The organism is Nitrospiraceae bacterium, from assembly GCA_021373015.1.
Lineage (GTDB): Bacteria > Nitrospirota > Thermodesulfovibrionia > Thermodesulfovibrionales > UBA1546 > JAJFTJ01.
Genome location: JAJFTJ010000004.1, coordinates 26,836 through 49,844, shown reverse-complemented (window position 1 = coordinate 49,844; position 23,009 = coordinate 26,836). Strand labels below are relative to the sequence as shown.

The 23,009-nt window shown below is 39.9% G+C and carries 25 protein-coding genes; 16 read left to right on the top strand and 9 right to left on the bottom strand.

The features are described 5' to 3' along the window. Positions 1-54: 54 nt before the first annotated feature. The 3 genes from LLF28_00985 (at position 55) to uvrA (ending at position 3,716) form a co-directional block, all read left to right on the top strand. Complete coding sequence (locus LLF28_00985; GenBank protein ID MCE5194026.1) at positions 55-546, top strand: YeeE/YedE family protein; 492 nt, start codon at positions 55-57, stop codon at positions 544-546. Position 547: 1 nt separating this feature from the next. After that, entirely contained in the window at positions 548-1,075 is a 528-nt protein-coding gene (locus LLF28_00980) for a YeeE/YedE family protein (GenBank protein MCE5194025.1), read from the top strand. A 133-nt stretch (positions 1,076-1,208) separates the two neighbouring features. Next, positions 1,209-3,716, top strand: coding sequence for an excinuclease ABC subunit UvrA (uvrA, locus tag LLF28_00975; GenBank protein ID MCE5194024.1), 2,508 nt, complete (start codon positions 1,209-1,211; stop codon positions 3,714-3,716). 113 nt (positions 3,717-3,829) lie between these two features. Here uvrA and LLF28_00970 read toward each other — a convergent pair whose 3' ends face one another. Beyond that, positions 3,830-4,321, bottom strand: a complete 492-nt coding sequence (locus LLF28_00970) for a hypothetical protein (GenBank protein ID MCE5194023.1) — start codon at positions 4,319-4,321, stop codon at positions 3,830-3,832. Between the two features lie 332 nt (positions 4,322-4,653). Here LLF28_00970 and LLF28_00965 point away from each other — a divergent pair, with 332 nt between their 5' ends. The 6 genes from LLF28_00965 to LLF28_00940 all read left to right on the top strand — a co-directional run bounded on the left by LLF28_00965 (position 4,654) and on the right by LLF28_00940 (position 8,599). Next, positions 4,654-5,688: an FAD:protein FMN transferase gene (locus tag LLF28_00965; protein ID MCE5194022.1), complete on the top strand. Its 1,035-nt coding sequence runs from the start codon at positions 4,654-4,656 to the stop codon at positions 5,686-5,688. Further along, a complete protein-coding gene (locus tag LLF28_00960; GenBank protein MCE5194021.1) occupies positions 5,669-6,082 on the top strand; it encodes a NusG domain II-containing protein in 414 nt (137 codons plus the stop codon). The genes LLF28_00965 and LLF28_00960 overlap by 20 nt, the downstream gene beginning before the upstream one ends. Then, the gene (locus tag LLF28_00955) at positions 6,066-6,578 is read left to right on the top strand and encodes a Gx transporter family protein (GenBank protein ID MCE5194020.1); all 513 of its coding nucleotides are present in this window, start codon (positions 6,066-6,068) and stop codon (positions 6,576-6,578) included. The genes LLF28_00960 and LLF28_00955 overlap by 17 nt, the downstream gene beginning before the upstream one ends. Before the next feature lie 65 nt (positions 6,579-6,643). After that, a complete protein-coding gene (locus LLF28_00950; protein ID MCE5194019.1) occupies positions 6,644-7,153 on the top strand; it encodes a zinc ribbon domain-containing protein in 510 nt (169 codons plus the stop codon). Positions 7,154-7,165: 12 nt separating this feature from the next. Continuing rightward, positions 7,166-7,621 carry a CBS domain-containing protein gene (locus tag LLF28_00945; GenBank protein MCE5194018.1) on the top strand — a complete coding sequence of 152 codons (456 nt, stop codon included), beginning with the start codon at positions 7,166-7,168 and terminating at the stop codon, positions 7,619-7,621. A 36-nt stretch (positions 7,622-7,657) separates the two neighbouring features. Further along, entirely contained in the window at positions 7,658-8,599 is a 942-nt protein-coding gene (locus LLF28_00940) for an FAD-dependent oxidoreductase (GenBank protein MCE5194017.1), read from the top strand. A gap of 164 nt (positions 8,600-8,763) precedes the next feature. Here the strand turns inward: LLF28_00940 and LLF28_00935 are convergent, their stop codons facing one another. From LLF28_00935 to surE, 4 genes are read right to left on the bottom strand one after another with little or no spacing between them, the layout of a single operon-like run. Further along, on the bottom strand, positions 8,764-11,034 hold the full coding sequence (locus LLF28_00935) for a DEAD/DEAH box helicase (GenBank protein ID MCE5194016.1): 2,271 nt from the start codon (positions 11,032-11,034) through the stop codon (positions 8,764-8,766). Between the two features lie 6 nt (positions 11,035-11,040). Then, on the bottom strand, positions 11,041-11,691 hold the full coding sequence (locus LLF28_00930; GenBank protein ID MCE5194015.1) for a protein-L-isoaspartate(D-aspartate) O-methyltransferase: 651 nt from the start codon (positions 11,689-11,691) through the stop codon (positions 11,041-11,043). Then, positions 11,688-13,073, bottom strand: coding sequence for an NAD(P)/FAD-dependent oxidoreductase (locus tag LLF28_00925; protein MCE5194014.1), 1,386 nt, complete (start codon positions 13,071-13,073; stop codon positions 11,688-11,690). Before LLF28_00925 ends, LLF28_00930 begins: the two co-directional genes overlap by 4 nt. A gap of 31 nt (positions 13,074-13,104) precedes the next feature. Next, positions 13,105-13,875 carry a 5'/3'-nucleotidase SurE gene (gene surE, locus LLF28_00920; protein ID MCE5194013.1) on the bottom strand — a complete coding sequence of 257 codons (771 nt, stop codon included), beginning with the start codon at positions 13,873-13,875 and terminating at the stop codon, positions 13,105-13,107. A gap of 134 nt (positions 13,876-14,009) precedes the next feature. Between surE and LLF28_00915 the strand changes: the two genes are divergently transcribed. The 7 genes from LLF28_00915 to LLF28_00885 all read left to right on the top strand — a co-directional run bounded on the left by LLF28_00915 (position 14,010) and on the right by LLF28_00885 (position 20,138). Beyond that, complete coding sequence (locus LLF28_00915; protein MCE5194012.1) at positions 14,010-14,804, top strand: methyltransferase domain-containing protein; 795 nt, start codon at positions 14,010-14,012, stop codon at positions 14,802-14,804. Positions 14,805-15,007: 203 nt separating this feature from the next. Next, complete coding sequence (locus tag LLF28_00910) at positions 15,008-15,541, top strand: hypothetical protein (GenBank protein MCE5194011.1); 534 nt, start codon at positions 15,008-15,010, stop codon at positions 15,539-15,541. A 27-nt stretch (positions 15,542-15,568) separates the two neighbouring features. Continuing rightward, positions 15,569-16,501, top strand: coding sequence for a 4Fe-4S dicluster domain-containing protein (locus LLF28_00905; GenBank protein ID MCE5194010.1), 933 nt, complete (start codon positions 15,569-15,571; stop codon positions 16,499-16,501). Further along, a complete protein-coding gene (nrfD, locus tag LLF28_00900) occupies positions 16,498-17,694 on the top strand; it encodes a polysulfide reductase NrfD (GenBank protein MCE5194009.1) in 1,197 nt (398 codons plus the stop codon). Before LLF28_00905 ends, nrfD begins: the two co-directional genes overlap by 4 nt. Positions 17,695-17,846: 152 nt before the next feature. After that, positions 17,847-18,878: a phosphoribosylformylglycinamidine cyclo-ligase gene (gene purM / locus LLF28_00895; protein ID MCE5194008.1), complete on the top strand. Its 1,032-nt coding sequence runs from the start codon at positions 17,847-17,849 to the stop codon at positions 18,876-18,878. Continuing rightward, on the top strand, positions 18,871-19,734 hold the full coding sequence (locus LLF28_00890; GenBank protein MCE5194007.1) for a M23 family metallopeptidase: 864 nt from the start codon (positions 18,871-18,873) through the stop codon (positions 19,732-19,734). Before purM ends, LLF28_00890 begins: the two co-directional genes overlap by 8 nt. 17 nt (positions 19,735-19,751) lie before the next feature. Continuing rightward, complete coding sequence (locus LLF28_00885) at positions 19,752-20,138, top strand: polymer-forming cytoskeletal protein (GenBank protein ID MCE5194006.1); 387 nt, start codon at positions 19,752-19,754, stop codon at positions 20,136-20,138. Between the two features lie 18 nt (positions 20,139-20,156). On the opposite strand, the gene LLF28_00880 is transcribed toward LLF28_00885, so the two are convergent. From LLF28_00880 to pilQ, 4 genes are read right to left on the bottom strand one after another with little or no spacing between them, the layout of a single operon-like run. Continuing rightward, positions 20,157-21,062: an NlpC/P60 family protein gene (locus LLF28_00880; GenBank protein ID MCE5194005.1), complete on the bottom strand. Its 906-nt coding sequence runs from the start codon at positions 21,060-21,062 to the stop codon at positions 20,157-20,159. After that, positions 21,046-21,372, bottom strand: a complete 327-nt coding sequence (locus LLF28_00875; protein ID MCE5194004.1) for a divalent-cation tolerance protein CutA — start codon at positions 21,370-21,372, stop codon at positions 21,046-21,048. The genes LLF28_00880 and LLF28_00875 overlap by 17 nt, the downstream gene beginning before the upstream one ends. Next, positions 21,369-21,557 (bottom strand): hypothetical protein, encoded by a 189-nt coding sequence (locus tag LLF28_00870; protein ID MCE5194003.1) that lies wholly within the window; start codon positions 21,555-21,557, stop codon positions 21,369-21,371. The genes LLF28_00875 and LLF28_00870 overlap by 4 nt, the downstream gene beginning before the upstream one ends. 42 nt (positions 21,558-21,599) lie before the next feature. Continuing rightward, positions 21,600-23,009 carry a type IV pilus secretin PilQ gene (gene pilQ, locus LLF28_00865; GenBank protein ID MCE5194002.1) on the bottom strand — a complete coding sequence of 470 codons (1,410 nt, stop codon included), beginning with the start codon at positions 23,007-23,009 and terminating at the stop codon, positions 21,600-21,602.

The following is a 23,009-nucleotide window of genomic DNA, read 5'->3' as shown; positions in this document are numbered from 1 at the left end:
TAAGCTTTTGTCAAAGACATATAATAACAGGGATTTTTAAAAGGGGGTGTTCGCATGTATGGCAAGAAAAGCTTTGACTGGTTCAGCGCGGGAGTGATCCTTGGTATACTCGCCTCTGTTGTGCCTGTTGCAACGAAATATTTTATTGGAGCATCTGCAGGATTTGCATATCTCTCAGCTTTACTAACAGGTTTTGGCGCCGAGCCTTATGTCCAGAGAATTGCGAAGTCAGGCACATGGGAAATATATTTTATTATAGGCACATTGGCAGGAGCTTTTGCCAGTTCTGTAATAAATCGTGATTTCAAGATTCAGTTGATTCCAGAGAGATGGCGTGAAACAAAGGGCAGTTCGAAAAAAAGAAGAATGTTCTGGGCTTTTGCAGGCGGGTTCATGATCCTTTTTGGAGCAAGACTTGCAGGCGGATGCACAAGCGGACATATCCTTTCAGGAGGCATACAACTTGCTGTAAGCGGGATGGTTTTTGGAACAATTGCCTTAGTAACCCTTTTTGTAACAGCAAAGCTGTTTTACGGGAGGAAGTAATATGAACAACATTTTTTTAACGATAATTCTCGGTTTTTTATTCGGCGTAATTCTGCAGAGATCAAGAATTAATACATATAACAAAATTGTTGGTTTTGCATTGCTTAAGGATTTCACTCTGCCAAAACTGGTGCTTGTTGCTGTTGGTGTTGGCAGCCTTATTTTTTTTATAAATGTAAAATCCGGCATGGCTTTATTGAATATAAAACCTCTCGATGCAACAGGCATTGTATTTGGCTCAATAATTTTCGGCATTGGCATGGCAATCCTAGGATATTGTCCTTCAACCATGGTTGCTGCAATAGGCGAGGGAGCTGTTGATGCGGTCATAGGTTTTGCAGGAGCGCTTGTTGGAGGATTTGCATTCATCTTTCTCCAGCCATTTATAAAAGATGTGCTTGGCCCGTTTTTAGGCAAGCCGAATCTGTATTTTGACAGCGACTTTATTACAGTCCTGATTGTTTTATCCTACAGCGCGTTTCTCATCTCTCTTGCATTCCTTATTGATATGAAGGCAAAGGAAGAATAGCTCTGCAGTTTGAAAGGCTGAACACTTTTCAGTTATAGTACACATTACTCTTTTGCTGTTCATTCTCTAATGGTCTTGCATTGAGACAGACCATTCTCTTTATTATTCAGGCAGAAGGGGTGGCAGGTGCGGAATGCAGAATAATATTGTCATCAAAGGCGCAAGGGAACACAATCTAAAGAATATCACTTTATCAATTCCAAGGGACAAGATAACAGTGATAACAGGGCCTTCAGGCTCAGGGAAATCCTCTCTTGCAATCGACACGATCTATGCAGAAGGCCAAAGGCGTTATGTAGAAAGCCTGTCAGTCTATGCGCGGCAGTTTCTCGAGCAGCTCCAAAAACCTGATGTTGATTCTATAGAAGGGCTTTCTCCATCTATTGCAATAGAGCAGAAGACAGTTACGAAAAGTCCGAGATCAACACTTGGAACAATAACGGAAATATATGATTATATGCGTGTGCTTTATACACGCATTGGAAAACCATTTTGTTATCAATGCGGTTCTCCAATAGCCTCCCAGGAAGCTCAGAATATAATCGACTCTGTTATGTCATTTTCGCAAGGAACACGCATGCAGATTCTTTCACCGATTGTCAGGGACAGGAAGGGAGAATACAAAAAAGAACTTAATCAAATGCTTAATGAAGGTTTTGTAAGGGCACGCATAGATAATGCGATGGTCGATCTTACAGATGACATAAAACTGAAAAAACAGCAAAGACATACAATAGAAATCGTAATTGACAGGCTCATAATAAAACCCGGCATTCAAAAACAGATAAAAAATGCGATAGATTCTGCTCTGAGGTATTCCGATACAGTTGTAATAAATCTTCTGGATGAAAATAAGGACATCCCATTCAGCAAGACAATGGTATGTTCGAAATGCGGGATAAGCTATCCAGAGATCAATCCCAGATTTTTTTCTTTTAACAGCAGATACGGCGCATGCACGAAATGCAAGGGATTGGGATATGAAGGGATTGGAGACGAAGCCGAAGAATTTTTTGAAGGGAAACAATGCAGTCTCTGTAACGGGCTGAGGCTTAGAAAAGAGGCGATGCATATAAAAATAAACGGCTTGAATATTTCTGAATTTGCGAAGATGTCTGTTGAGAAAGCAGGAGCCTTCATAAATAATTTGAATTTAACAGAGAGGGAAGCTGAAATAGCATCGCGCGTTATAAAAGAGATAAAGGACAGACTGTCGTTCCTTCAAAAAGTCGGTCTTGGATATCTTACGCTTGACAGACTTTCGCTTACTCTTTCGGGAGGAGAGGCGCAGAGGATAAGGCTTGCAACGCAGATGGGATCTTCATTAAGCGGTGTTCTTTATGTTCTTGACGAACCAAGCATCGGACTTCATCCAAGAGACTGCAGAAAGCTTCTTGACAGTCTTTCTGCGATAAGAGATTCAGGGAACACTGTAATAATTGTCGAGCACGACGAAGAGACGATAACATGGGCTGACAATGTGGTGGATATGGGACCCGGCGCGGGATTAAGAGGAGGCTGGGTCACTGCCGAAGGAACACCGGAAGAGATAAAGAAAAACAAAAAGTCATTGACAGGAAGATATATTAAAGGTGAATTAAGAATATCTCTCCCTAAAAAAAGAAGACAGCCCAAGGATTTTATAAAAATAATCGGCGCATCGGAATTCAATCTCAAAAATATTAATGTGAATATTCCTCTTGGCGTGTTTACCTGTGTAACAGGAGTTTCAGGTTCAGGGAAAAGCACTTTGATATTCGAGATACTCTACAAGGCTCTTGCAAATAAACTTTATAATGACAGGCTTGTGCCGGGCAGACATAAGGATATTAAAGGCATTGATAAAATAGACCGCATCATCTGTGTTGACCAGACTGCGCTGGGGCGCACTCCAAGATCCAATCCTGTTACATACACAGGTCTTTTTACTTATATAAGAGAACTTTTTGCACAGCTTCAGGAATCGAGAGTCCGGGGATATACTGCTTCAAGATTCAGTTTTAATGTTCAAGGCGGAAGGTGCGAATCCTGTCACGGCTGCGGAATAGTGAAAGTAGAAATGCATTTTCTCCCTGATGTCTATATCCCGTGCAATGCATGTAAAAGTAAAAGATATAATAAAGAGACGCTTGATATCAGGTATAAAAACAAGAACATAGCCGAAGTCCTTGAGATGACTGTTTCAGAGGCGCTGGATTTTTTCAATTCCATTCCTTTGATAAGACAGAAGCTCGAAGTGCTCGACGATGTAGGACTTGGGTATATTCAGCTTGGCCAGTCTGCGACGACACTTTCAGGAGGAGAAGCGCAGAGGGTGAAGCTTTCAAGGGAACTCGGCAAGAGGTCAACAGGGAAGACAATCTATCTTCTTGATGAGCCGACAACAGGGCTGCATTTTGTCGACATTCAAAAACTGCTCGATGTAATAAACAGTCTGGTTGACATGGGCAACACGGTAATTGTTATAGAACATAATCTCGATGTTGTTAAATCAGCGGATCACATAATCGACCTCGGACCTGAAGGAGGAGAAAGAGGCGGAGAAATTATCGCTTGCGGAACTCCTGAAGATCTAGCGAAAAATCCTAATTCATACACAGGCATGTTTTTGAAGAATAAGCTTGATAAGCAAATCGATTAACGAAAAAATATTGCTGTGCCCGCGGCTCTCAAAAACATCATTGCGAGGAGTCCCGATTTATCTGGATAACAAAACAATTTCAAAGGTGAATAGGTAAATTGGTAAATGTAACGTTAGGCATAGCTCTGTTGCTCAAGGCTCTGTGCGAGCGACATCGCACCAATGCGACACCCGAAGGTTGCGACCGTGAGCAAAACTAACTCGACGAGTGGTAACCAATAACCGTGTATTAGCGTCGCTAACATTGCGATAGGAACTACGCCGACGCCGCCAAGAACTATGCCGATGATAACTGCGGTAATACCCCAAATAGAGAGTGTTAGAAGCAACCCCATCATCCACAAAGTGGCGCCGAAAACGTAGGAAACGATGTACATAGCTACGCTAGAGAACCCACGCGTAGCCCGCGGGATAGCGAGCGGCAAAAGGATGAAGACAACGATTGCGAACGCAACCCAGGTAAGCATTGAGAACCACGGGAGCAACTTTGTGCTGGCCCAAGTTGCACCGTAGAAAAACAGCGTTACGATAACGATGCCGACCGCTGCAAATGCCAGCATCAGCAACAACCCACCCAAGCTTGCGGCTACATCCTTCACGCTCATATCAATCCCCCTTTGATGCCTAACGCCGAGCTAACCGGCAAGACCCCGGCCTAAAGCTGCTTGGATGCAATTTTTTCCTCTTGCTTAAATTTCGCGGCGGTCTTGTCCGCGTCCGACTGTGTAAAATTAAGGGACACATTTCATATTTCTTGGACTCTAGTGTCTCCATGACTAACATATAATATCCATACTATTCCATTTCCGGAAAACCTGTCTAAATGTAGCAAGTCTGAGAGATTTTGTAAATGAAAAAACATGTAAAATCAGGGTAGAGTATTCTCTCTATTTCGTATTTTGTGATATTATGAACAAAAATTGAAATGGCGGAAAATGTGAGAAAATTGTCTGATTCAAAAAAAAATATAATTTGTTCTGCTGTTTTTCTGTTCTGCTCTTTTTTTATCCTGTCTGCCTGCGGTGAAGAGAAGGAAAAGGTTTACAGAAAAAGTGTGATTCTTATGGATACACGCGTGGAAATCAGCGTTGTTTCTAATTCTAGCGAAAAGGCGGAAAAGGCTATTGACAAGGCATTCGTTGAGATTGAAAAACTTGAGACTCTCCTTAATTTTTTCTCTGAAAAAAGCGAGCTTTCAGAGATAAATAAAAATGCGGGAATAAAGCCAGTAAAGGTTTCTCCGGAGACTTTTGATATTTTTGAAAAAGCATTGTATGTATCAGAAAAAACATACGGCGCTTTTGATATAACAACAGGTTCTCAAATAGTGTTATGGGATTTTACGAAAAAGATAAAGCCTGATGATTTGGAGATCAAGAAAAGACTGCGCCTTGTGAATTATAAAAACATTATCCTGAACAAAAAAGAACAGACAGTATATTTAAAGAAGAAAAACATGTCAGCTGATCTTGGGGGAATTGCAAAAGGCTATGCTGCTGACAAGGCAACAGAAATTTTAAAAGCAAATGGGATAAGGGCTGGACTTGTTGCCATTGCCGGAGATATCAAGGCATTTGGAATGAAACCAGACGGAAAGCCGTGGAAGATTGGGATAAGAAATCCAAGACAGAAGGGCGAGAAAGATGAGATTATTGCAACGATAGAACTTGTTGACTCTGCAGTCTCAACTTCAGGGGATTATGAAAGATATTTTATTTCTAACGGGAAAAGATACCACCATATTCTTGATCCAAAGACAGGATATCCTTCCGCGTTTTCTCAGACCGCAGTGGTTATTGCAAAGAACGGCTATATTGCGGATTCTTTTTCAACAGGTGTATTCATAATCGGATACAAAAAGGGATTGAGCCTTCTTGATAATATGAAGATTGAAGGAATGATAATAGATTCAAGCGGAAAGATTCACATGACCGAAAGCTTAAAGGATAAAATTGAGGTTCACGGAAATTAACAAACCAGAGAAAGAGACCGCTGCCAGAATGACTTTTGCTGACAAGGTTCTGCTCTGCATATTTATAATAATCCCGGTTTTGGGTTTTGTTTTAATTGGGAAACTCATTCCGAAAGGGATTGATGTGATAGTAGAAGTAGACGGAGTCCCCGCATATAAATTACCGCTTAATGCAGACACATCTATTTCTGTAAAAGGCAGACTCGGGCACACAGTAATAGAGATAAAAAACAATAAGGTTCACATAAAAGAATCTCCTTGTGAAAACAAAATATGCATAAAAAGCGGCTGGACTGACAGAGGAGCGGTAATATGTCTGCCTAACAGAGTGGTTGTGAGAATTATTTCGCCTCAAGAAAATAATGACAGGAAGATAGATGCAGTTACAGGATAAATACCGCATAGCTCTTCTTTCTGCATATGCGATAGTCATACACAGCTTCGAAAATATTCTTCCGTCGCCTGTTCCGTGGCTGAGGCTTGGAATCGCAAATGTCATCACGCTGGTTGCTCTTATGCTTTATGGTTTCAGGGCAGCGATGATGGTCACTCTCATAAGAGTCGTGCTGTCTTCAATTATATTGGGGACTTTTCTTGGTCCTGGATTTATCCTGAGTCTGGGCGGCGGCGTGTCAAGCGCTCTGGCTATGGGAATATGTTTTTCTTTATTTAAGAGATTCATTGGACCAATAGGCCTGAGTCTTGTTGCTGCTTTTTTTCATAACAGCGCACAACTTTTGCTGGCATATGTTTTATTTATCCAGAGATTAGAGCCGATACTTATAGTAAGCCCTTTAATAATACTTCTTGGAACGTTCACCGGTGTCCTGAACGGGTTTGCAGGCAGTCTGATAATAAAAAATCTTCTTAAAAATCAGAACAATCATTAGTTCAAAAAACAGCCTGCTATTGCTATACTATGCATATAAAATCATTTTCAGGAGATTGAAGGTTAGTGATAAACAAAGTTGTTGCAAGAAAAAGAGACGGCACGCTTATCAAAGGAACAGCAGGGGATTTTTCTCCGGAAAAGAAATGCTTTAATATCTATCTTAATGGCGCAAAGTATGAGGCAGTAAAGATATGCGTCAGAGATTTGAAAGCGATATTTTTTGTCAAGACGCTCGAAGGTGATAAACACAAAAAAACTGACAAAACATCTGCAAGTCTTAAATCTGCCGAGATAGGCAGACATGTAAAGGTCTATTTTTATGACGGAGAATTGATTGAAGGTTTTTCCTACAGCATACACCTTGATTCTCAGGGATTTTATATGACACCTGCAGATAAAACGAGCAATAATGAGAGAGTTTTTGTTGTGCTTGAATCTGTTGAAAGAATCATTATTGACGACCAGACAATAAATCTTACGGCTGCAAATGAGAGTGAGAGATTCTGTCCAAACTGCGGAACCAAGATGAACTCGTCATATAAATTCTGTCCGTATGATGGAACTAAATTATAGGAAGAGGTTTTTATGATAAAAGCAAAAGACATAATGACAAGAGACGTGGTAACAGTAAAAATTGATACTCCGTTAGAAGAACTGGCAGAGATGCTTACGAAGCATAAAATAAGCGGCGCGCCTGTTGTTGATAATAACGGCAGTATTATTGGAATTGTGACAGAGAACGACCTTGTCAGTCAGAACAAACGTCTGCATATACCGACTGTAGTGAGGCTATTTGATGCATTCGTTCTTCTTGAAAGCCCTAGCAAAATTGAAAATGAAATAAAAAAAATTACTGCTGTAAAAGTAAATGACATATACACCAAGGCAGTAATCACTGTCAGCCCTGAGACTGATGTCGAAGAAATAGCAACGATCATGTCTGAAAAGAAAGTGCACTTGATCCCTGTTGTTGAAGACAGAAAGATATCAGGGATTATAGGCAAGATAGATATAATAAACGGAATTAAGAGCAAAAAATAATTCAATCCAAAATTAAAAACCATCAAGGGGATATAGATGTCTGAGATATATGATGTTGTTATAATCGGCGGAGGACCGGCAGGGCTTTCAGCAGCGCAGTATGCTTCACGCGCAAAACTAAAAGCAATAGTTCTTGATAAGTCAAAGACAGCAGGCGCATTGGCTTATGCGCATAAAATTGAAAACTACCCCGGACTCACAAAGCCGGTTTCAGGAAAAGAACTCCTCGATATGTTCAGAGAGCAGGCGATTAGATTCGGAGCAGAATATATAGAGACGCAGGTTGTAGGAGTAAACTTCGGAGAGGAAATTAAAGAAGTATTCACAATGGATAACAGCTATAAATCCAAGACTGTTATTATTGCAACAGGTTCGATGGGAAGAAAACCAACTATAAAGGGCGAGGCTGAATTCCTCGGCAAAGGAGTGAGCTATTGCGCTGTATGCGATGCTGCTTTTTTTAAAGGCAAGACTGTCTGCGTAATCGGTAACTCTGAAGAGGCTGTAAAGGAAGCAGGGTTTCTAACTAAATTTGCAAGCATGGTTTGTCTTGTCTCAACAACCCCAAAGCTTAAGGTTGATGACGACCATCCTGTTTTCAATTCACCTAACATAAAATTATTCTTAGGCAGATCGATTGTTTCAATTGAAGGAAAAGATGTTGTAGAGCGCATAAAAACTATTGATGCAGAAAAAAAAGAATCAGCAATCGAACTTTCTGGCGTGTTTGTCTATCTTCAGGGAAGCAAGCCCATAGTTGATTTTCTTGCAGGGGCAGTAGAAGTCAATGAAGAAGGCTGCATTATAACAGATAGGATCATGGAGACATCGGTCCCTGCCGTGTTTGCTGCGGGAGACGTTATATGCAAGGATGTTAGACAGGTTGTTGCAGCAGCCTCAGACGGATGCATCTCTGCGCTTTCAGCAGAACAATATATCACTAAGCGCAAAACAAAGAAAGTGGATTGGGGAGTATAGGAGATTATAGATTTTTTTATGAGGTTAACGAGAAAGAGTGGATTGTTTTCATGATATCATCCATTCTCGCAAAGACAGCTATTGAAAAATATTTTTCCCTTCCTTAATCATTAATCTAATAAAAACATTAAACAAATGATACAGGATTTAATGGCTTTGTGTAATTAATGCGCTCCCAGCCATTTCTCCAACAAAAATCTCGCGCCTTGTTTGTCCAGAGGCTGATTGCCTGAGCCGCACTGCGGATCCTGAATGCATGAAGGGCAGCCATTTTCGCAATTACACTCATTAATAATCTCAAGGGATTTGCTCAGCCATTCATCTGCGACATCATATGCCCGCTTGGTCAATCCTACTCCGCCTTCGTAACCATCAAATATAAATATTGCAGGGGTCCTGAATTCAGGATATAAAGGATAACTCAATCCGCCAATATCTCCTTTGTCGCAGAGGGCAAACAAAGGCATGCATGTTATAGCTAAATGTTCGACAGCATGCAGTGTTCCTGCCAGGTCATATCCGTGTGATTCTATTTCATCTCTTATCCTTTCATCTATTTTTATCCAAAGACCTTCTGTCTCAAATATGTATTCGGGCATTTCGAGTTTTTCCCTTGAGATCACTGTTCTGTCAAAAAGACTTTTTTTGTCGTAACCCGTTACGCGGCTTTTCATTCTGAGCATGCCTCTGCATAGTTCTAATTTATTTAGATTTTTGCGTTCGATCTCTGCTAATACTGATGTCTCTTCTTTTGTCAACGCCTGCGTGTAATAAGAAAGATCGGATTCTCTGCAGACAGCTTTTTTCTGTTCAATCATAAGATTTGTTATCAGGTACTGTTTCCCCCAGTGAAGATATGCTGCGCCGGGAAATGCTTCTCTGAAAACCCTTGAACCGCTCAACTCACCGATTGTTTTCCCCGATTCATCTATGATGTCGTATGCTTTTCCAATGGTACGTATCTCTACTTCTCTCTGCGGCGTCCTTATTTTTGAAAACCATATTTCTGCTTTTTTGCCTTGTTTCAGAATATTTTCTTCAACCATCTCGTTTATCAGCGGCCTGAGTTTTTTAATGTCGTAGATTTTGTCGTCTTGTTTAAGATATATTTCGGACGATGCGCAGGGCAGATGTTTCTTCAAAATGTTTTTGTTCTCAGGATCTATAACGCATGCCTCGTGTGATTTGTCAAAAAAGGCTTCAGGATGCCTCATGAAATACTGATCGAGCGCATCCTGCATTGCGATCATTACTATAAATGATTCTTGCCCCTGCCTTCCGGTTCGGCCTGCTCTCTGCCATGTGCTTGATATAGAGCCGGGATACCCGACTAAGATGCATGCATCGAGTCCGCCTATGTCAACGCCTAACTCTAATGCGCTTGTTGAGATGACACCAAGCAGTTCTCCACTGAAGAGCTTATGTTCAATCTCCCGCCTCTCTTTTGGCAGAAATCCTGCGCGGTAAGGGCTTATCTTTGACGCAAGTTCCGGCACTTTGTCAATTGTCCATCTGTATATCAGCTCAGTGATTTTTCTTGCCTTTGTAAATACAATTGTCTTAAGCCCTGCTTTAATGCATTCTATGAAAAGTCTTGTTGCTTCTGTATAAGGGCTGTCAATGGGATTTATAAATGTAAAATATTTTCCTGCCTGCGGAGCTCCGCTTTCAGTTACAGTCTTAAAATTAAGACCAGTAAGTTCTTCTGCAAGCTCTTTTGGATTTGCGATTGTTGCCGAACATGCGATGAATTGAGGATATGAACCCCAGTAATCACATATTCTTCTGAGTCTTCTTAGTACATGAGCGACATTTGAACCGAAAACTCCGCGGTAAGTATGTATCTCGTCAATGACAATATATTTCAAATTTTTAAAAAATTTCTCCCATTTCACATGAAAAGGATTTATTGCAAGGTGGATCATGTCCGGATTTGTGAATATCACATTCGGGAGATTTTGCCTTATTTTTTTTCTTCTGTATTGTGTTGTGTCTCCGTCATAAACCTCTGCACATTTAATCGGAGACTTTGAGCTTTTGGTATTCGTATTTTTAATCCCAAGATTATTGAAAAGTTCGTTTAGATTTTTCATCTGGTCTTGCTCAAGCCCTTTTAGCGGAAAAATGTATAAGGCTTTTGTCCCAGGATTTTCTTTAATGGATTCGATAACAGGTATGTTATAAATAAGACTCTTGCCGCTTGCAGTGGGAGTCATGACAACAACATTTTCTCCCTGCCTAATTAAATCTATTGCCTCAATCTGATGGCTCCAAAAACGTTCTATGCCCTGACTTGTAAACATTGTTTTTAAATCATCATCAATATCCAGTCTTGAATATCTTGGAAGCACAGGAGGAATATGTTTCTGCTCTGCGATCTGAGAAGTGAATTTTTTGTTATTGTCGAGAGACTCAATGAGTTCGGTTAATCCCATGAAAGATTATCTGTCTTCTTTTCCCCAGCCGTACTTACCGATGAGAGGCACAAAAACACATGGCGTATGAAATTCTTCTGCAAGGGTACTGCCTGATTTTTTAATTACTATCAGCTGCTGCGAAAAACGCTCTCCTACAGGCGCAACTATTATCCCATTGTTAGACAACTGATCTACGATGGGCTGCGGCACAGAAGGGGCAGCGGCAGTTATTATTATCCTGTCAAATGGCGAAGCATCTTTCCATCCAATGGTTCCGTCGTCAATTTTTATGCGAATATTTTTATACTTTAATTTTTTAAACGTCTCTTCAGCTTTTTGCCCCAGCGCAGGGATTCTCTCTATTGTATAAACTTCTTTTGCCAGTTCTGCAAGAACTGCTGCTTGATATCCAGACCCTGTTCCAATCTCGAGAATCTTTTCGTCACCTTTTAATTCAAGAAGCTCTGTCATTGCAGCAACCATATACGGCTGGGAGATTGTCTGGCCTTCGCCAATTGGAAGAGCTATATCATCATATGCTTTATACTGGATTGCTTCACTCACAAAGAGATGGCGCGGCACTTTTCTCATTGCATTGATAACGCGAATGTCTTTTATCCCTCTCAAAATAAGCTGGAGATCTACCATCTCTTTTCTCATTTCATCGAAGTTCATTGCTGCATCCTTAAGGCAATCTCTCTTGCCGCAATAATTCCTGAAGCAGATGACTGTATAAGTCCTCTGCTTACTCCGGCTCCGTCGCCTACTGCAAAGAGATTCTTTTTCTCTGTTTCGAGATTTTTTGTCAGTTTTAACTGCATTGAATAGAACTTTACTTCGACACCGTAAAGCAGTGTGTGTTCAGAATTAATGCCCGGAGCGATCTTGTCGAGGGCTTCGAGTGTCTCTAATATGTTCTTCAGATACCGGTAGGGCAGAACAAAACTCAGGTCACCGGGTGTCGCATCTTTGAGTGTAGGCTTTACAAGTCCTTTTTCTATTCTTTCTTTTGTCGAGCGTCTTCCCATCTGAAGATCTCCGAGCCTCTGCACGATCACTCCTTCTCCCAGAAGGTTTGCGAGTCTTGCAACATATCTTCCGTAGGATATTGGTTCGTGAAAAGGCTCTGTAAAAAATGTGCTGACAAGCAGCGCAAAATTTGTATAATCTGTTTTTTTGTCTTTGTAACTATGGCCGTTAACTGTCCACATGTCTCTTGAGTGTTCATTAACGACTTCTCCGTAAGGATTAACGCAAAACGTCCTGACCTTGTCATTGAATGTCTTTGTGTTGTATACGAATTTGGGCTCGTAAGTTATGCTTGTTAAGTATTCGAGAACAGATGCGTGAAGTTCTACGCGCACCCCGATGTCTACAGGATTCTGGAGCAGTGTCAGATGCAGGCGTTTTGATTCTGCTTCAAGCCATCTTGATCCTTCTCTGCCAGGAGCCAATATTATAAAATCAGCGTATATCTTTTTGTTGTTTTTTAATTTAATTCCAACAGCCTTGCCTTTTTCTGTGATAACACTTATCCCTTTTGTGTTGAACATTGTGTCTATTTTTGAATTGAGGAAGCGCCGGATTTTTTTAAGAAGTGTGAGACAGCCGTCTGTTCCGATATGACGTATCCGTGATGGTATAAACTGAATATTGTTCTGGGATGCAAGCTGAGAAATTTTTTCAATCTCTTGTTGTGTCCCGCCAAAGCTTTTTTGAGGAGCGCCGAATTTCAAGTAGATTTTATCCGCATAATCAATAAGTGAGTTTAGATATTCTTCGTCAATATATCTTGAAAGAAAGCCGCCTATTTCACTTGATAGAGTAAGCTTGCCGTCACTGAATGCTCCTGCTCCTCCCCATCCGCTCAAGATTGCACATTCAGGACATGCGCTGCAATGGATATCCCTTATCATCATGGGGCACTTTCTTTTATCAATGTCATTGCCTTTTTCTATTACGAGTATCTTTGTCTTACTGTTTTTTTCAAGGAGTTCCAACGCGGAAAAAATGCCTGCAGGACCTGCTCCGACTATTATGACATCATAGCTTTTCATAACAGGATTGTTAATAGCCCTTTGCCAGTTTTTATTTTTTTGTGAAAAGTCTTTCGGACAATGGCCATGTTTTTTTCAAAATTCCCAACACTTCATGATTTGTCAGATCAAGATGTATTGGGGTGATAGAAATATATCCGTTCTCTACTGCTTTTATGTCAGTGTCATCTCTGTCTTCCCATTCAGGCGTGCCGCCGCCGATCCAGAAGTGTTTTCTGCCTTTTGGGTCGAATGTTTCGTGAACCGCATTATTATATACGCGCTTTCCCTGTCGCGTGAATTTTGTCCCCGCAATTTTTTCTTTTTTGGTATTTGGAATATTTACATTGAGAAGGGTATCACGCGGAAGAGAATTTTTCAGAACATGTTTTGCTATTTCATATGCGTAATATGCGGCTGTGTCGAAATAAAAATTTTTATCTCCTACAACTGAAAATGCCAGAGACTTGATGCCCATTATCGTTCCTTCTATGGCAGCCGAAACAGTGCCGGAATATGTTATATCATCGCCTATATTCCTGCCTTTATTAATTCCCGAGACTATCAGATCAGGTTTTCGAGGAAGTATTTTTATAGCTCCAATAGCAACGCAGTCCGTAGGTGTTCCGTTTACCGCGTACATCCGTTCTTTTGTCTCTTCGACATTAAGGGGTCTGTGAAGAGTTAACATATGACCTACAGCGCTTCTCTCTCTGTCAGGAGCCACAACATAGGCATCTCCAAGTTCTTTCATTGCGTTGAATAACGCAATAATGCCTGGAGAATGAATTCCGTCGTCATTTGTTACTAGAATAGTCGTCATCCCGCATATTTTATCACATTGAATTTTTATTTATACCCATTAGGTTTCCCGTTTAGGTAAGATGCCAAATATTTCCACAAAAAATTCATTAATGTTAAAATAGCTCCTCAAATAAAAAATCAAGAGGTAGAAAAATGAATTCTGAAACACTATCAATTCTGCGCAGCCCTTATACTCACAAACCTTTGCGTCTGGAAAAAGAAAAGACGCCTGACGATAAAAACATTGAATATCTTGTGAGCGATTCAGGAGAGAAATTTTCAATTGTTGATGAAATTCCGATATTCCAGAAAGAAGAAGAACTTAAAGGGCTGGATAAAAAGTACCAGCTTATTTATGACAAGATGAGTTGGTATTATGATATCAGCAGCAGGACAGTAATGCTGATTCTTGACGGCGGTGTAAAAAAGGTGCGCAGAGATTTTCTTAAAGAACTGGAGATAAAAGACAATTCAAGAGTTCTCGAGGTCTCAGTTGGAACAGGCGAGAATCTTAATCATCTTCCAAGGTCTGCAAAATACTACGGACTGGACATTGCTATGAAGCCGCTTAGGCTCTGTCAGAAAAAGATGAAAAAAATAGGACTTGATTTAGAGCTTTTTTATGCTAATGCAGAAGCTCTGCCTTTTAAAGATGAATGTTTTGATGTGGTTTTCCATGTTGGAGGGATAAATTACTTTACGAACAAGAAAGCTGCTATAGATGAGATGATACGAGTTGCAAAGCCTGGAACAAAAATTGCGATTATTGATGAAACAGAAAAACTAGCATGGGGAGCATCATGGATTGTTCCTGGAGCGAGGAATTATTACAAACGTGATGAACCCATCGAGCCTCCGGTGAAACTTCTTCCCAAGGACATGCGTGAGGTTGAAGTGAAATACACAACGCATGGCCTTTTATACTGTCTGAGTTTCAGAAAACCTTAGATGTATTTTACAGGCTTAATTCTGACAAAGGGTTAAGACGATATTTCTGTTTTGTGTATATAAATAATATTTATAAATTTATAAAAAATATTTCATTTTTTTAGTTGGATTCTTATTCTATTTAACATTGATTTTTTTAATTTGAGTGAGATATACTTACTCGTTTATTCTAATCTTATCTAATAAGCTCAAGAGGAGTAGTTATGACAAGAAAGCAAAGTATATTTCTCGTAATTCTGATTACTTCGGTGCTCGCTCTTGTTGTCTGCTTCGGAATTGAAGCAGCTCAGGAACAGATTGCGCCTGGTGACACTGTTGCACCACAGCCGCCTATAACAAAAGGTTTTTTCCCGTGTTCAAACTGTCATGCAACAATGCCTGCTAATGCAAAGCAAAGAACGCTTACACTTCATACAGAGATCAAGTTGCAGCACATGACTGCAGGATGGTGTTTCAACTGTCACAATCCGAATGACCGCAACAAACTTAAACTTGCCGACGGCCAGCTCGTTGATATTACAAATGCTGTCAATCTATGCGCTCAATGTCATGGAAGGGTTGCGCGTGAGTGGAAGGCTGGAACTCATGGCAAGAGAATCGGAATGTGGACTGGAAAGAAGTTGTATGAAAATTGTCTGAATTGTCACAACCCGCACTCACCGGCATTCCAGGCTATAAAGCCTCTTCAGCCGCCAATGAGGCCGGAAAACATAAAGCTGCCTGCTAAGACAAAATAAAAAATTATTATTATGAGGGATAGAGATATGAATAAAAAAAATAAAAGTGGAGAGAAGAAGATTGACCGCAGGACTTTTTTGAAAGGCGCTGCTATAGGTGCAGCCGCTGTTGCTCTGCCGCTTGATAAGGCAGACGCTTTCTGGGAATCATTTCTCCAGAAGCATTTTACTGAATTGAGTGAAGCAGATATAGCAAAGGTTCTTAAGAGACTGGAGAATGAATATTCTCAGGAATACAAGAAACCTGTAAGTGTAAATGCAACAAAACCTCAGGAGAACGTTATCTACGGCTATGGGCTTGATATTGCAAGATGTATAGGATGCAGACGCTGTGTTCATGCGTGCGTCACGGAGAATAATCAGTCAAGAGATCCTGAGATACAATGGATTACAGTCCTCAAGATGAAGAAAGGCGAGAAGCTTTATGATCTTGAGAAATCAGACAGGTATTATAATCCTGATCTTGTTCCTGAGCCTGGATATTTCTATATGCCTGTTCAGTGTCAACAGTGTGCGGATCCGCCATGCGTAAAGGCATGTCCTGCTACAGCAACATGGAAAGAGAAGGACGGGATTGTTGTTGTAGATTACAACTGGTGCATTGGCTGCAGATACTGCATGGCAGCATGTCCTTATGGTGCAAGACACTTTAACTGGGCAAAGCCGAACATTCCCGTAGAGGAATTAAATGCAAATACACATTACCTCGGCAACAGACCTAGATATAAAGGTGTTGTTGAAAAATGCACATTCTGTATCCAGAGAAGCAGAAACGGAAGATATCCTGCATGCGTTGAGGCATGTCCTGTCGGCGCAAGAAAATTCGGTAATCTCCTTGATCCTAACAGTGAGATAAGGTATTGCATCGAAAACTACAGGGTCTTCAGATTAAAAGAGGAACTCAACACAAAACCACAGTTCTACTATTTCTTCGGTGTTGGTAATAGGAGGAAGCCATGATTCATTTTATAAAAGGGATTAAACATATATTTGAAGGACACACAAGGTATTACATTACCATGGCTGTGCTCTTTGGAATTCTTGCAGTGGCAGCATTGACATACGCGAATCAGTACTCAAAAGGTCTGATCCTGACAGCGATGAGAGACCAGGTGTCATGGGGATTTTATATCGCCAACTTCACTTTCCTTGTGGGAGTTGCAGCAGCAGCAGTGATACTGGTAATCCCTGCTTATATATATTCATTCAAGCCGATAAAAGAGATTGTGCTCTTTGGCGAGATGATGGCAGTTGTTGCTGTTTCCATGTGTATACTGTTTGTTGCAGTTGATATAGGCCAGCCGCTAAGGGCATGGCATACCCTGCCTGTTATAGGTAAGATGAATTTGCCGGGTTCCATGATGGCATGGGATGTATTGGTTTTGAACGGATATCTGGCAATCAATCTGCTAGCTCTCGTTTATGTGCTTTATCAATATGCGCACAACAGAGACTATAATATGAAAATTCTTTGGCCAATTGTTCTCATTTCAATACCTTTTGCAATCAGCATTCATACAGTCACAGCATTCCTGTATGCTTCTATAAAGGCTAGACCTATGTGGAACATTGCTGTTGTGGCGCCGCGATTTATTGCTTCAGCATTTTGTTCTGGTCCTGCACTGATGATACTGGTATTCCAGCTCATAAGAAAAAATACTGATATAAAAATTGAGGACAAGGCATTATTCAAGATTGCTGATGTTGTAACTTATGCCCTTGCAATTAATATATTCTTGCTTCTTACAGAGATATTTACTGACTTTTACTCAAATACAGTGCATGGCGCTTCAATGCACTACCTTTTCTTCGGTCTGGACGGCAAGACCAATCTTGTGCCTTGGATATGGACTGCGGTTGCGATGAACACTGTAGCTTTTGTAATGTTGTTATTCCCTTCTCTGAAGAACAGGTTCCTCACGCTCAATATTGCATGCGCGCTTCTCATAGTCGGCGTATATATTGAAAAGGGATTAGGTCTTGTAGTTCCAGGCTTTATACCTGATGCTCTCGGAGACATCTATGAGTATTCTCCTAACATTAATGAGATAGTGATTGCAAGCGGGGTGTGGGCTCTGGGCGCGATCATGTTCATTCTTTTATTTAAGTTTGCGTATCCGTGGTTTAAGAAGCATCAGCAGGCAGATCACTAATAAAAGCGTATTAATGATATAAAAAAAGCGAAGCCTGCGCCATTTAAAGGGCGCAGGCTTTTTTCTTGTAAAACATTCCAGACATCTTCTCAAAATTTAACAAAATGTGATACCATACTAATTGTCAAAAAACAGCAGACAGGAGTTTTTTTATGCGCAGTATTACCTATAAAAAAGCAGGAGTAGATATAGACGAGGGAGATAGATTCATATCCCTTATCTCCTCAAAAGTAAAACGGACGTTTAGACCCGAGGTCATGACGGACATTGGATCTTTCAATGCGCTTTTCAAGGTAGATCTGAAAAAATTTAAACATCCTGTGCTTGTAAGCGGCACTGACGGTGTTGGTACAAAACTGAAGATTGCCTTTATGATGGATATACATAATAGTGTCGGCATTGATCTTGTGGCAATGTGCGTTAATGATATCCTTACAAGCGGAGCAGAGCCACTTTTTTTTCTTGATTATTTTGCTTCCGGAAAGCTGTATCCTGAAAAAGCAGCGGAGGTTATCGAAGGAATCGTTGAAGGATGCAAACAGGCTGGATGTGCGTTGATTGGAGGAGAAACAGCAGAAATGCCTGGATTCTATCCAGACGGAGAATATGATCTTTCTGGTTTTGCAGTCGGAGCAGTTGATAAGACAAAAATAATTAATGGTTCGAAGATAAAAAAAGGCGATGCAATAATAGGGATTGCTTCAAGCGGGATTCATAGCAATGGATATTCATTAGTCAGGAAGATTTTCTTTGATGTAAAAAAAATGGACATAAATTCATATATTGATGAACTTGGCATGACTCTTGGTGAAGAGATTCTTAAACCTACAAGGATTTATGTTAAGGCATTCAATGCCATAAGAAATAAAATAACAGTTAAGGGAATGGCGCATATAACAGGCGGAGGAATTACTGGGAATCTTCCCAGAATATTCCCAAAGGGCGTGTCTGCTGTTATCAAGCAAGGCTCATGGAATATCCCCCCAATATTCAATCTAATAAAAGATATTGGCGGTGTGCCTGAAGACGACATGAGAAAGACTTTCAATCTAGGGGTAGGTTATATTATAATAGTATCTTCTGATGAAGCGGACAAGACGCTGGGTCTTTTGAGTAAAACCGGGTATAATGCTTTTTCAATTGGGAATATTGAGAAAGGAGGCAGAGGTGTGAGATATGTATAAAATAAAACTCTTCCTTAAAAAGGCTTTTACTCCTATCACTATAATGCTGATACCGCACACCAGCAGAAAAACTGTCAATCTCAAAATCCCATCAATTGGAATTGCAATCTCAATAGTCCTATGGTTAATAGGCACAGTCTATGTTTTTTCAGTAGCTGTTGATGCATTTGAATATTACAGGATGAAAGAAAAACTGACATATTATTCAAGTCAATTTATAGAAATTAAATCTACGATGGAAGCGCTTAAAAAAGCTGAAGTTGAATTCAAAAAATTATTTTCTCTTAAGTCAAAAGACAAAGTGCTTGAAAATGTCGATACCTCTGACAGCGGTTCAATTGATATGGAAACGCTTAAGCTTCAAATTAAAAACACCGTTGAAAAAGTTGGAGACATAAGAGATTACCTAAGCCAGCAGAGAGACCTTTATATGGCAACACCTAAAGGCTGGCCTGTTACAGGCAATATAACATCTCCTTTTGGTATGAGAGATCATCCAAAAACAGGAGAGAAAGGTTTTCATTCAGGGATTGATATAGCTGCATCTCCTGGTAATCCTGTTACTGCAACTGCAGACGGTATTGTAAGCTTTTCAGGATGGAATGGCGGCAGCGGCAATCTTGTTGTTATTGAACATGGGTTTGGTTATTCAACTCTTTATGCGCATAATAAACAGAATGCAGTAAAAGTAGGTCAGCGTATAAAAAGAGGAGAAGTAATTTCTTATGCCGGAACAACCGGGAATTCCACAGGCCCACACAGTCATTACGAAATATGGAAAAACAGCAAACCAATAAATCCGAGAAAATTTATGGGACCGCAGGGTCCTCAAGCGTTTTCTGAGGATAATAGCTAAATAAAAGGAGATATCTGATGTTTTCAAAGAATACAGAAAAACTTGAATCTTTTATCGGACTAAATAGTCATTTTAAGGGAAATGTAATAGCAAAGGGGACAGTGAGAATAGATGGTAAAGTGGAAGGCAATGTTGAAGCTGACTGGCTTATCCTTGGCGAGGGATCAAATCTCAAAGGTGATATTTCAGCAAGGGGTGTTGTAATAGGCGGTAAAGTTGACGGAAATATTAAAGCCAGTGAAATAATAGAAATGAAACCCAAGGGTCAGGTTATGGGTGAAATTACAACCAAGAAGCTTACTGTTGCAGAGGGAGCTGTTTTTAACGGACATTCAGCTATGCTCAAAAAAGAATCTGGAGAATCAAACGCTAAATCTGGAGTTACTTCGAAAGCAGTAATTTAGGATTCTAAAAACTTATATTTATTCTGGATACCATCTTCTAACAACAAAGTTATTTTTGTCAGCTTTATATTCATTTGCAGGGTGAATATTTTTAATAATATTTATGATTGTTTTTTCTAGACTTTTGACTTTCACGCCTTCAGTTATTGTGCTTTCAATAACTTTCTTGTTATCAAGAACAATAATTACATGTCTTTTGTAGACTATAATGTCCAGAGATCTGAGTTTTTGTATTATTTTGTCTGCCTTTAAGTTTTCAATGTCAACCCCAGTTCCGAAATAAAAGAGAGATTCAGTGTTTCTGGGAGTGTACCCGTTTGTTGCTTCGTATAACAAACCTGAACAGTCGACTCCTTTTAGTATCCATCGTGTTGTGATATCAGTTGGCAAATCAGCTGATGGCCTATAAAAATTCAGCATTTCTGAAATTCCACTTGAGTAATTACCTCCCCACACATATATCGAGCCCTGCATTGAGATTAGTTTGTTAATAATTGTGTTCTTATCAGGAAGATTTTTTACTCTCTCAATTGGTCTTGTTTTTTTTATCTCCACAAATCTGCTGTCAATGTAGTACCCAGAGGCATTCTTATAAGGATATTCTTTGCTCGTTACTCTGAAAATATTAATGTTGTTTTTTCTGATTTCTTCTTCAACTGTAAAAACAGTTTGCGGAAAAGCAATAAATTCAACCTCTTCAATAAATTTTTTCTTGTTTAGTTTTAATGTTTTTCCATCATTCCCGCCAAAAATTTCAGAAAAGTCAGTACTGCTTAGTACAGGAGTGGGAAGAATTGAGATGGCGTATTTTTGTTCTGTTTTCTTTACAGGTTTCTCTTCTGAAAGTCTGTTGCATGATATTGAAGCCATACAAACAAGAAAAAATATTAATAATAAAGTTTTAAGTTTAATCTGTAACTTCATTGAGCCACTTAAGGTAATCATCTGAGCCATTAACTATAGGTATGGCAATAATTTCAGGAACAGTATAACTGTGGAGAGCTTTTACCTTTGCATTAAGTTTTTCAAACAAGGAACTCTTGGTTTTTATAATCATTAAGACTTCAGACTCATCTTCAATTTTATCCTGCCAAGTGTAGATGGAGCGTATATTTTTAACTATATTCACACAGCCTGCAAGTTTTTCTTGCACAAGGGCTTTTGCGATGTTTACAGCCTTTTCTTCATTTTGTGCTGTGATAAATACTATGATGTTTTCTATTAATTTAGTCATGAGAATTTACCGTTTTTCATAAGTATCTCTGTTTTGCCATAGGCATTAATAAGTTTAACATCAGGCGTAAAGAAAACAAAATCCTGATGAAAAGGGGCGCTTACATTACCTCTGTCTGCAAATGAGACTTTTTTATTAAGGATACATGCTAGGAGATTTTTTTCTTTCAGATTTTTTAACGCCAAGATTAATCCTGTAGACGTCTCTTAGCGCTCTTGTGATCAATGCTATTCTGTTTTAATCTGAGGTGTTATGAATATCAGAAGCTCTGTCCTTATTTTTGAGCTGGTCTCTTTTTTAAACAACCAGCCGATTAAAGGAATCTTTGAAAGCAAAGGGACACCGCTTTCACCTTCACTGCCGGTCTCGGTAAATATGCCGCCGATCACAATTGTTTCTCCGTTTTTCACTATAACTGCTGTCTGTGTTTCGCGGGAAACTTTAGGAGGAATTCCAAGAACAGCACGGCTAAAATCAAATTCCTCTCTCTTTGCGGATATCTTTAGAGAAATCTGGTTATTATCTAATACCCTGGGAGTAACAGTCAAACGCAAGGTAGCTTCTTTTTCAGTAACTCCAGTTGTTGTAGTTCCTGTTGATGTACCGGTGCTGCCTCCTGTGCCCACACTTGTTCCAACTGTAGTTGTAGTAGGAATAAGTATCTGCGTGCCGCTTGAAATTGTCGCTTCCTGATTATCAAGAACCATTACCTTTGGGCTTGATAATATTTTAGCGTTACCCTGCACTTCAAGCGCAGATAACTGAAGATCAAGGACAATGTTTTTTGCCAATAGACCGATGCCAATTGCCCCCCCGTAACCTGCTCCGATTGCTGCCGGCAGATTTACATTAAAGGCATTTCCAAAAGTGCCTGTGCCCATTGTTAGCGGAGATGTATTTGCAGTAGTAGAAGTTGCAAGTCCTGTAGTTGCAGTTGGAATTGTAGTTGCAGTTGGATCAACAGTTGTTCCAGTTGCTTTACTCCCTCCTCCGTAAACTACCAAATCCCCTTTGTTGAAGGTTGTGCCCCACTGTATGCCTAATTCCTTGCTTGCATTAGTGTTAACCTCGACGATTTTTGCCTCGATCATTATCTGGCCTGTTTTTATATCAACTTTTTTAAGCAGTTGTTCTGCCCTGTTAATGCCCGAAGGAGTATCTTTTATTACTAAAGTATTGCTTCTGGTGTCTGATATTACGTCGCCTTTTTTGCTTAATATCTTTTTTATTACAGGCTCAATATCTTTTGGATTTGCATATTTAACAGTAAAAGTGTTGGTAATAAGATCTTCATCTTCTGCCATAGGAACGACTCTTACAATATTATCTTCCCTTATATATGCAAAACCTTTGCCTTTAAGAATGGAATCAATTGCATCCCAAAGAGGGACCTGCCTGAGGCTTACAGTAACCTTGCCTGTGATTTTTTCATCGATGATAATGTTTATGCCGTGTTCCTGCCCCAGGGCTCTTAAAACATCTCTGAGTTCAACATCTCTGAGCTCGATTGATACAGGCGGTCCTTTGTCAGTGGATTGGGCAAAGGCAATATCAAAACCCGGAGCCAGAATCAGAGAGAGCAGTATAATTAAAGCCCAGAATTTTTTGTTCGTGTATTTTTGAAATTTTATTCCCAT

Excerpts from the sequence above, each read along its gene's own strand:
- LLF28_00985 (MCE5194026.1), top strand. The coding sequence starts at position 55 with ATGTATGGCAAGAAAAGCTTTGACTGGTTCAGCGCGGGAGTGATCCTT.
- LLF28_00980 (MCE5194025.1), top strand. The coding sequence starts at position 548 with ATGAACAACATTTTTTTAACGATAATTCTCGGTTTTTTATTCGGCGTA.
- uvrA (MCE5194024.1), top strand. The coding sequence starts at position 1,209 with ATGCAGAATAATATTGTCATCAAAGGCGCAAGGGAACACAATCTAAAG.
- LLF28_00970 (MCE5194023.1), bottom strand. The coding sequence starts at position 4,321 with ATGAGCGTGAAGGATGTAGCCGCAAGCTTGGGTGGGTTGTTGCTGATG.
- LLF28_00955 (MCE5194020.1), top strand. The coding sequence starts at position 6,066 with ATGCAGTTACAGGATAAATACCGCATAGCTCTTCTTTCTGCATATGCG.
- LLF28_00945 (MCE5194018.1), top strand. The coding sequence starts at position 7,166 with ATGATAAAAGCAAAAGACATAATGACAAGAGACGTGGTAACAGTAAAA.
- LLF28_00940 (MCE5194017.1), top strand. The coding sequence starts at position 7,658 with ATGTCTGAGATATATGATGTTGTTATAATCGGCGGAGGACCGGCAGGG.
- LLF28_00935 (MCE5194016.1), bottom strand. The coding sequence starts at position 11,034 with ATGGGATTAACCGAACTCATTGAGTCTCTCGACAATAACAAAAAATTC.
- LLF28_00930 (MCE5194015.1), bottom strand. The coding sequence starts at position 11,691 with ATGAACTTCGATGAAATGAGAAAAGAGATGGTAGATCTCCAGCTTATT.
- LLF28_00925 (MCE5194014.1), bottom strand. The coding sequence starts at position 13,073 with ATGAAAAGCTATGATGTCATAATAGTCGGAGCAGGTCCTGCAGGCATT.
- surE (MCE5194013.1), bottom strand. The coding sequence starts at position 13,875 with ATGACGACTATTCTAGTAACAAATGACGACGGAATTCATTCTCCAGGC.
- LLF28_00915 (MCE5194012.1), top strand. The coding sequence starts at position 14,010 with ATGAATTCTGAAACACTATCAATTCTGCGCAGCCCTTATACTCACAAA.
- LLF28_00910 (MCE5194011.1), top strand. The coding sequence starts at position 15,008 with ATGACAAGAAAGCAAAGTATATTTCTCGTAATTCTGATTACTTCGGTG.
- LLF28_00905 (MCE5194010.1), top strand. The coding sequence starts at position 15,569 with ATGAATAAAAAAAATAAAAGTGGAGAGAAGAAGATTGACCGCAGGACT.
- nrfD (MCE5194009.1), top strand. The coding sequence starts at position 16,498 with ATGATTCATTTTATAAAAGGGATTAAACATATATTTGAAGGACACACA.
- purM (MCE5194008.1), top strand. The coding sequence starts at position 17,847 with ATGCGCAGTATTACCTATAAAAAAGCAGGAGTAGATATAGACGAGGGA.
- LLF28_00890 (MCE5194007.1), top strand. The coding sequence starts at position 18,871 with ATGTATAAAATAAAACTCTTCCTTAAAAAGGCTTTTACTCCTATCACT.
- LLF28_00885 (MCE5194006.1), top strand. The coding sequence starts at position 19,752 with ATGTTTTCAAAGAATACAGAAAAACTTGAATCTTTTATCGGACTAAAT.
- LLF28_00880 (MCE5194005.1), bottom strand. The coding sequence starts at position 21,062 with ATGAAGTTACAGATTAAACTTAAAACTTTATTATTAATATTTTTTCTT.
- LLF28_00875 (MCE5194004.1), bottom strand. The coding sequence starts at position 21,372 with ATGACTAAATTAATAGAAAACATCATAGTATTTATCACAGCACAAAAT.
- pilQ (MCE5194002.1), bottom strand. The coding sequence starts at position 23,009 with ATGGGAATAAAATTTCAAAAATACACGAACAAAAAATTCTGGGCTTTA.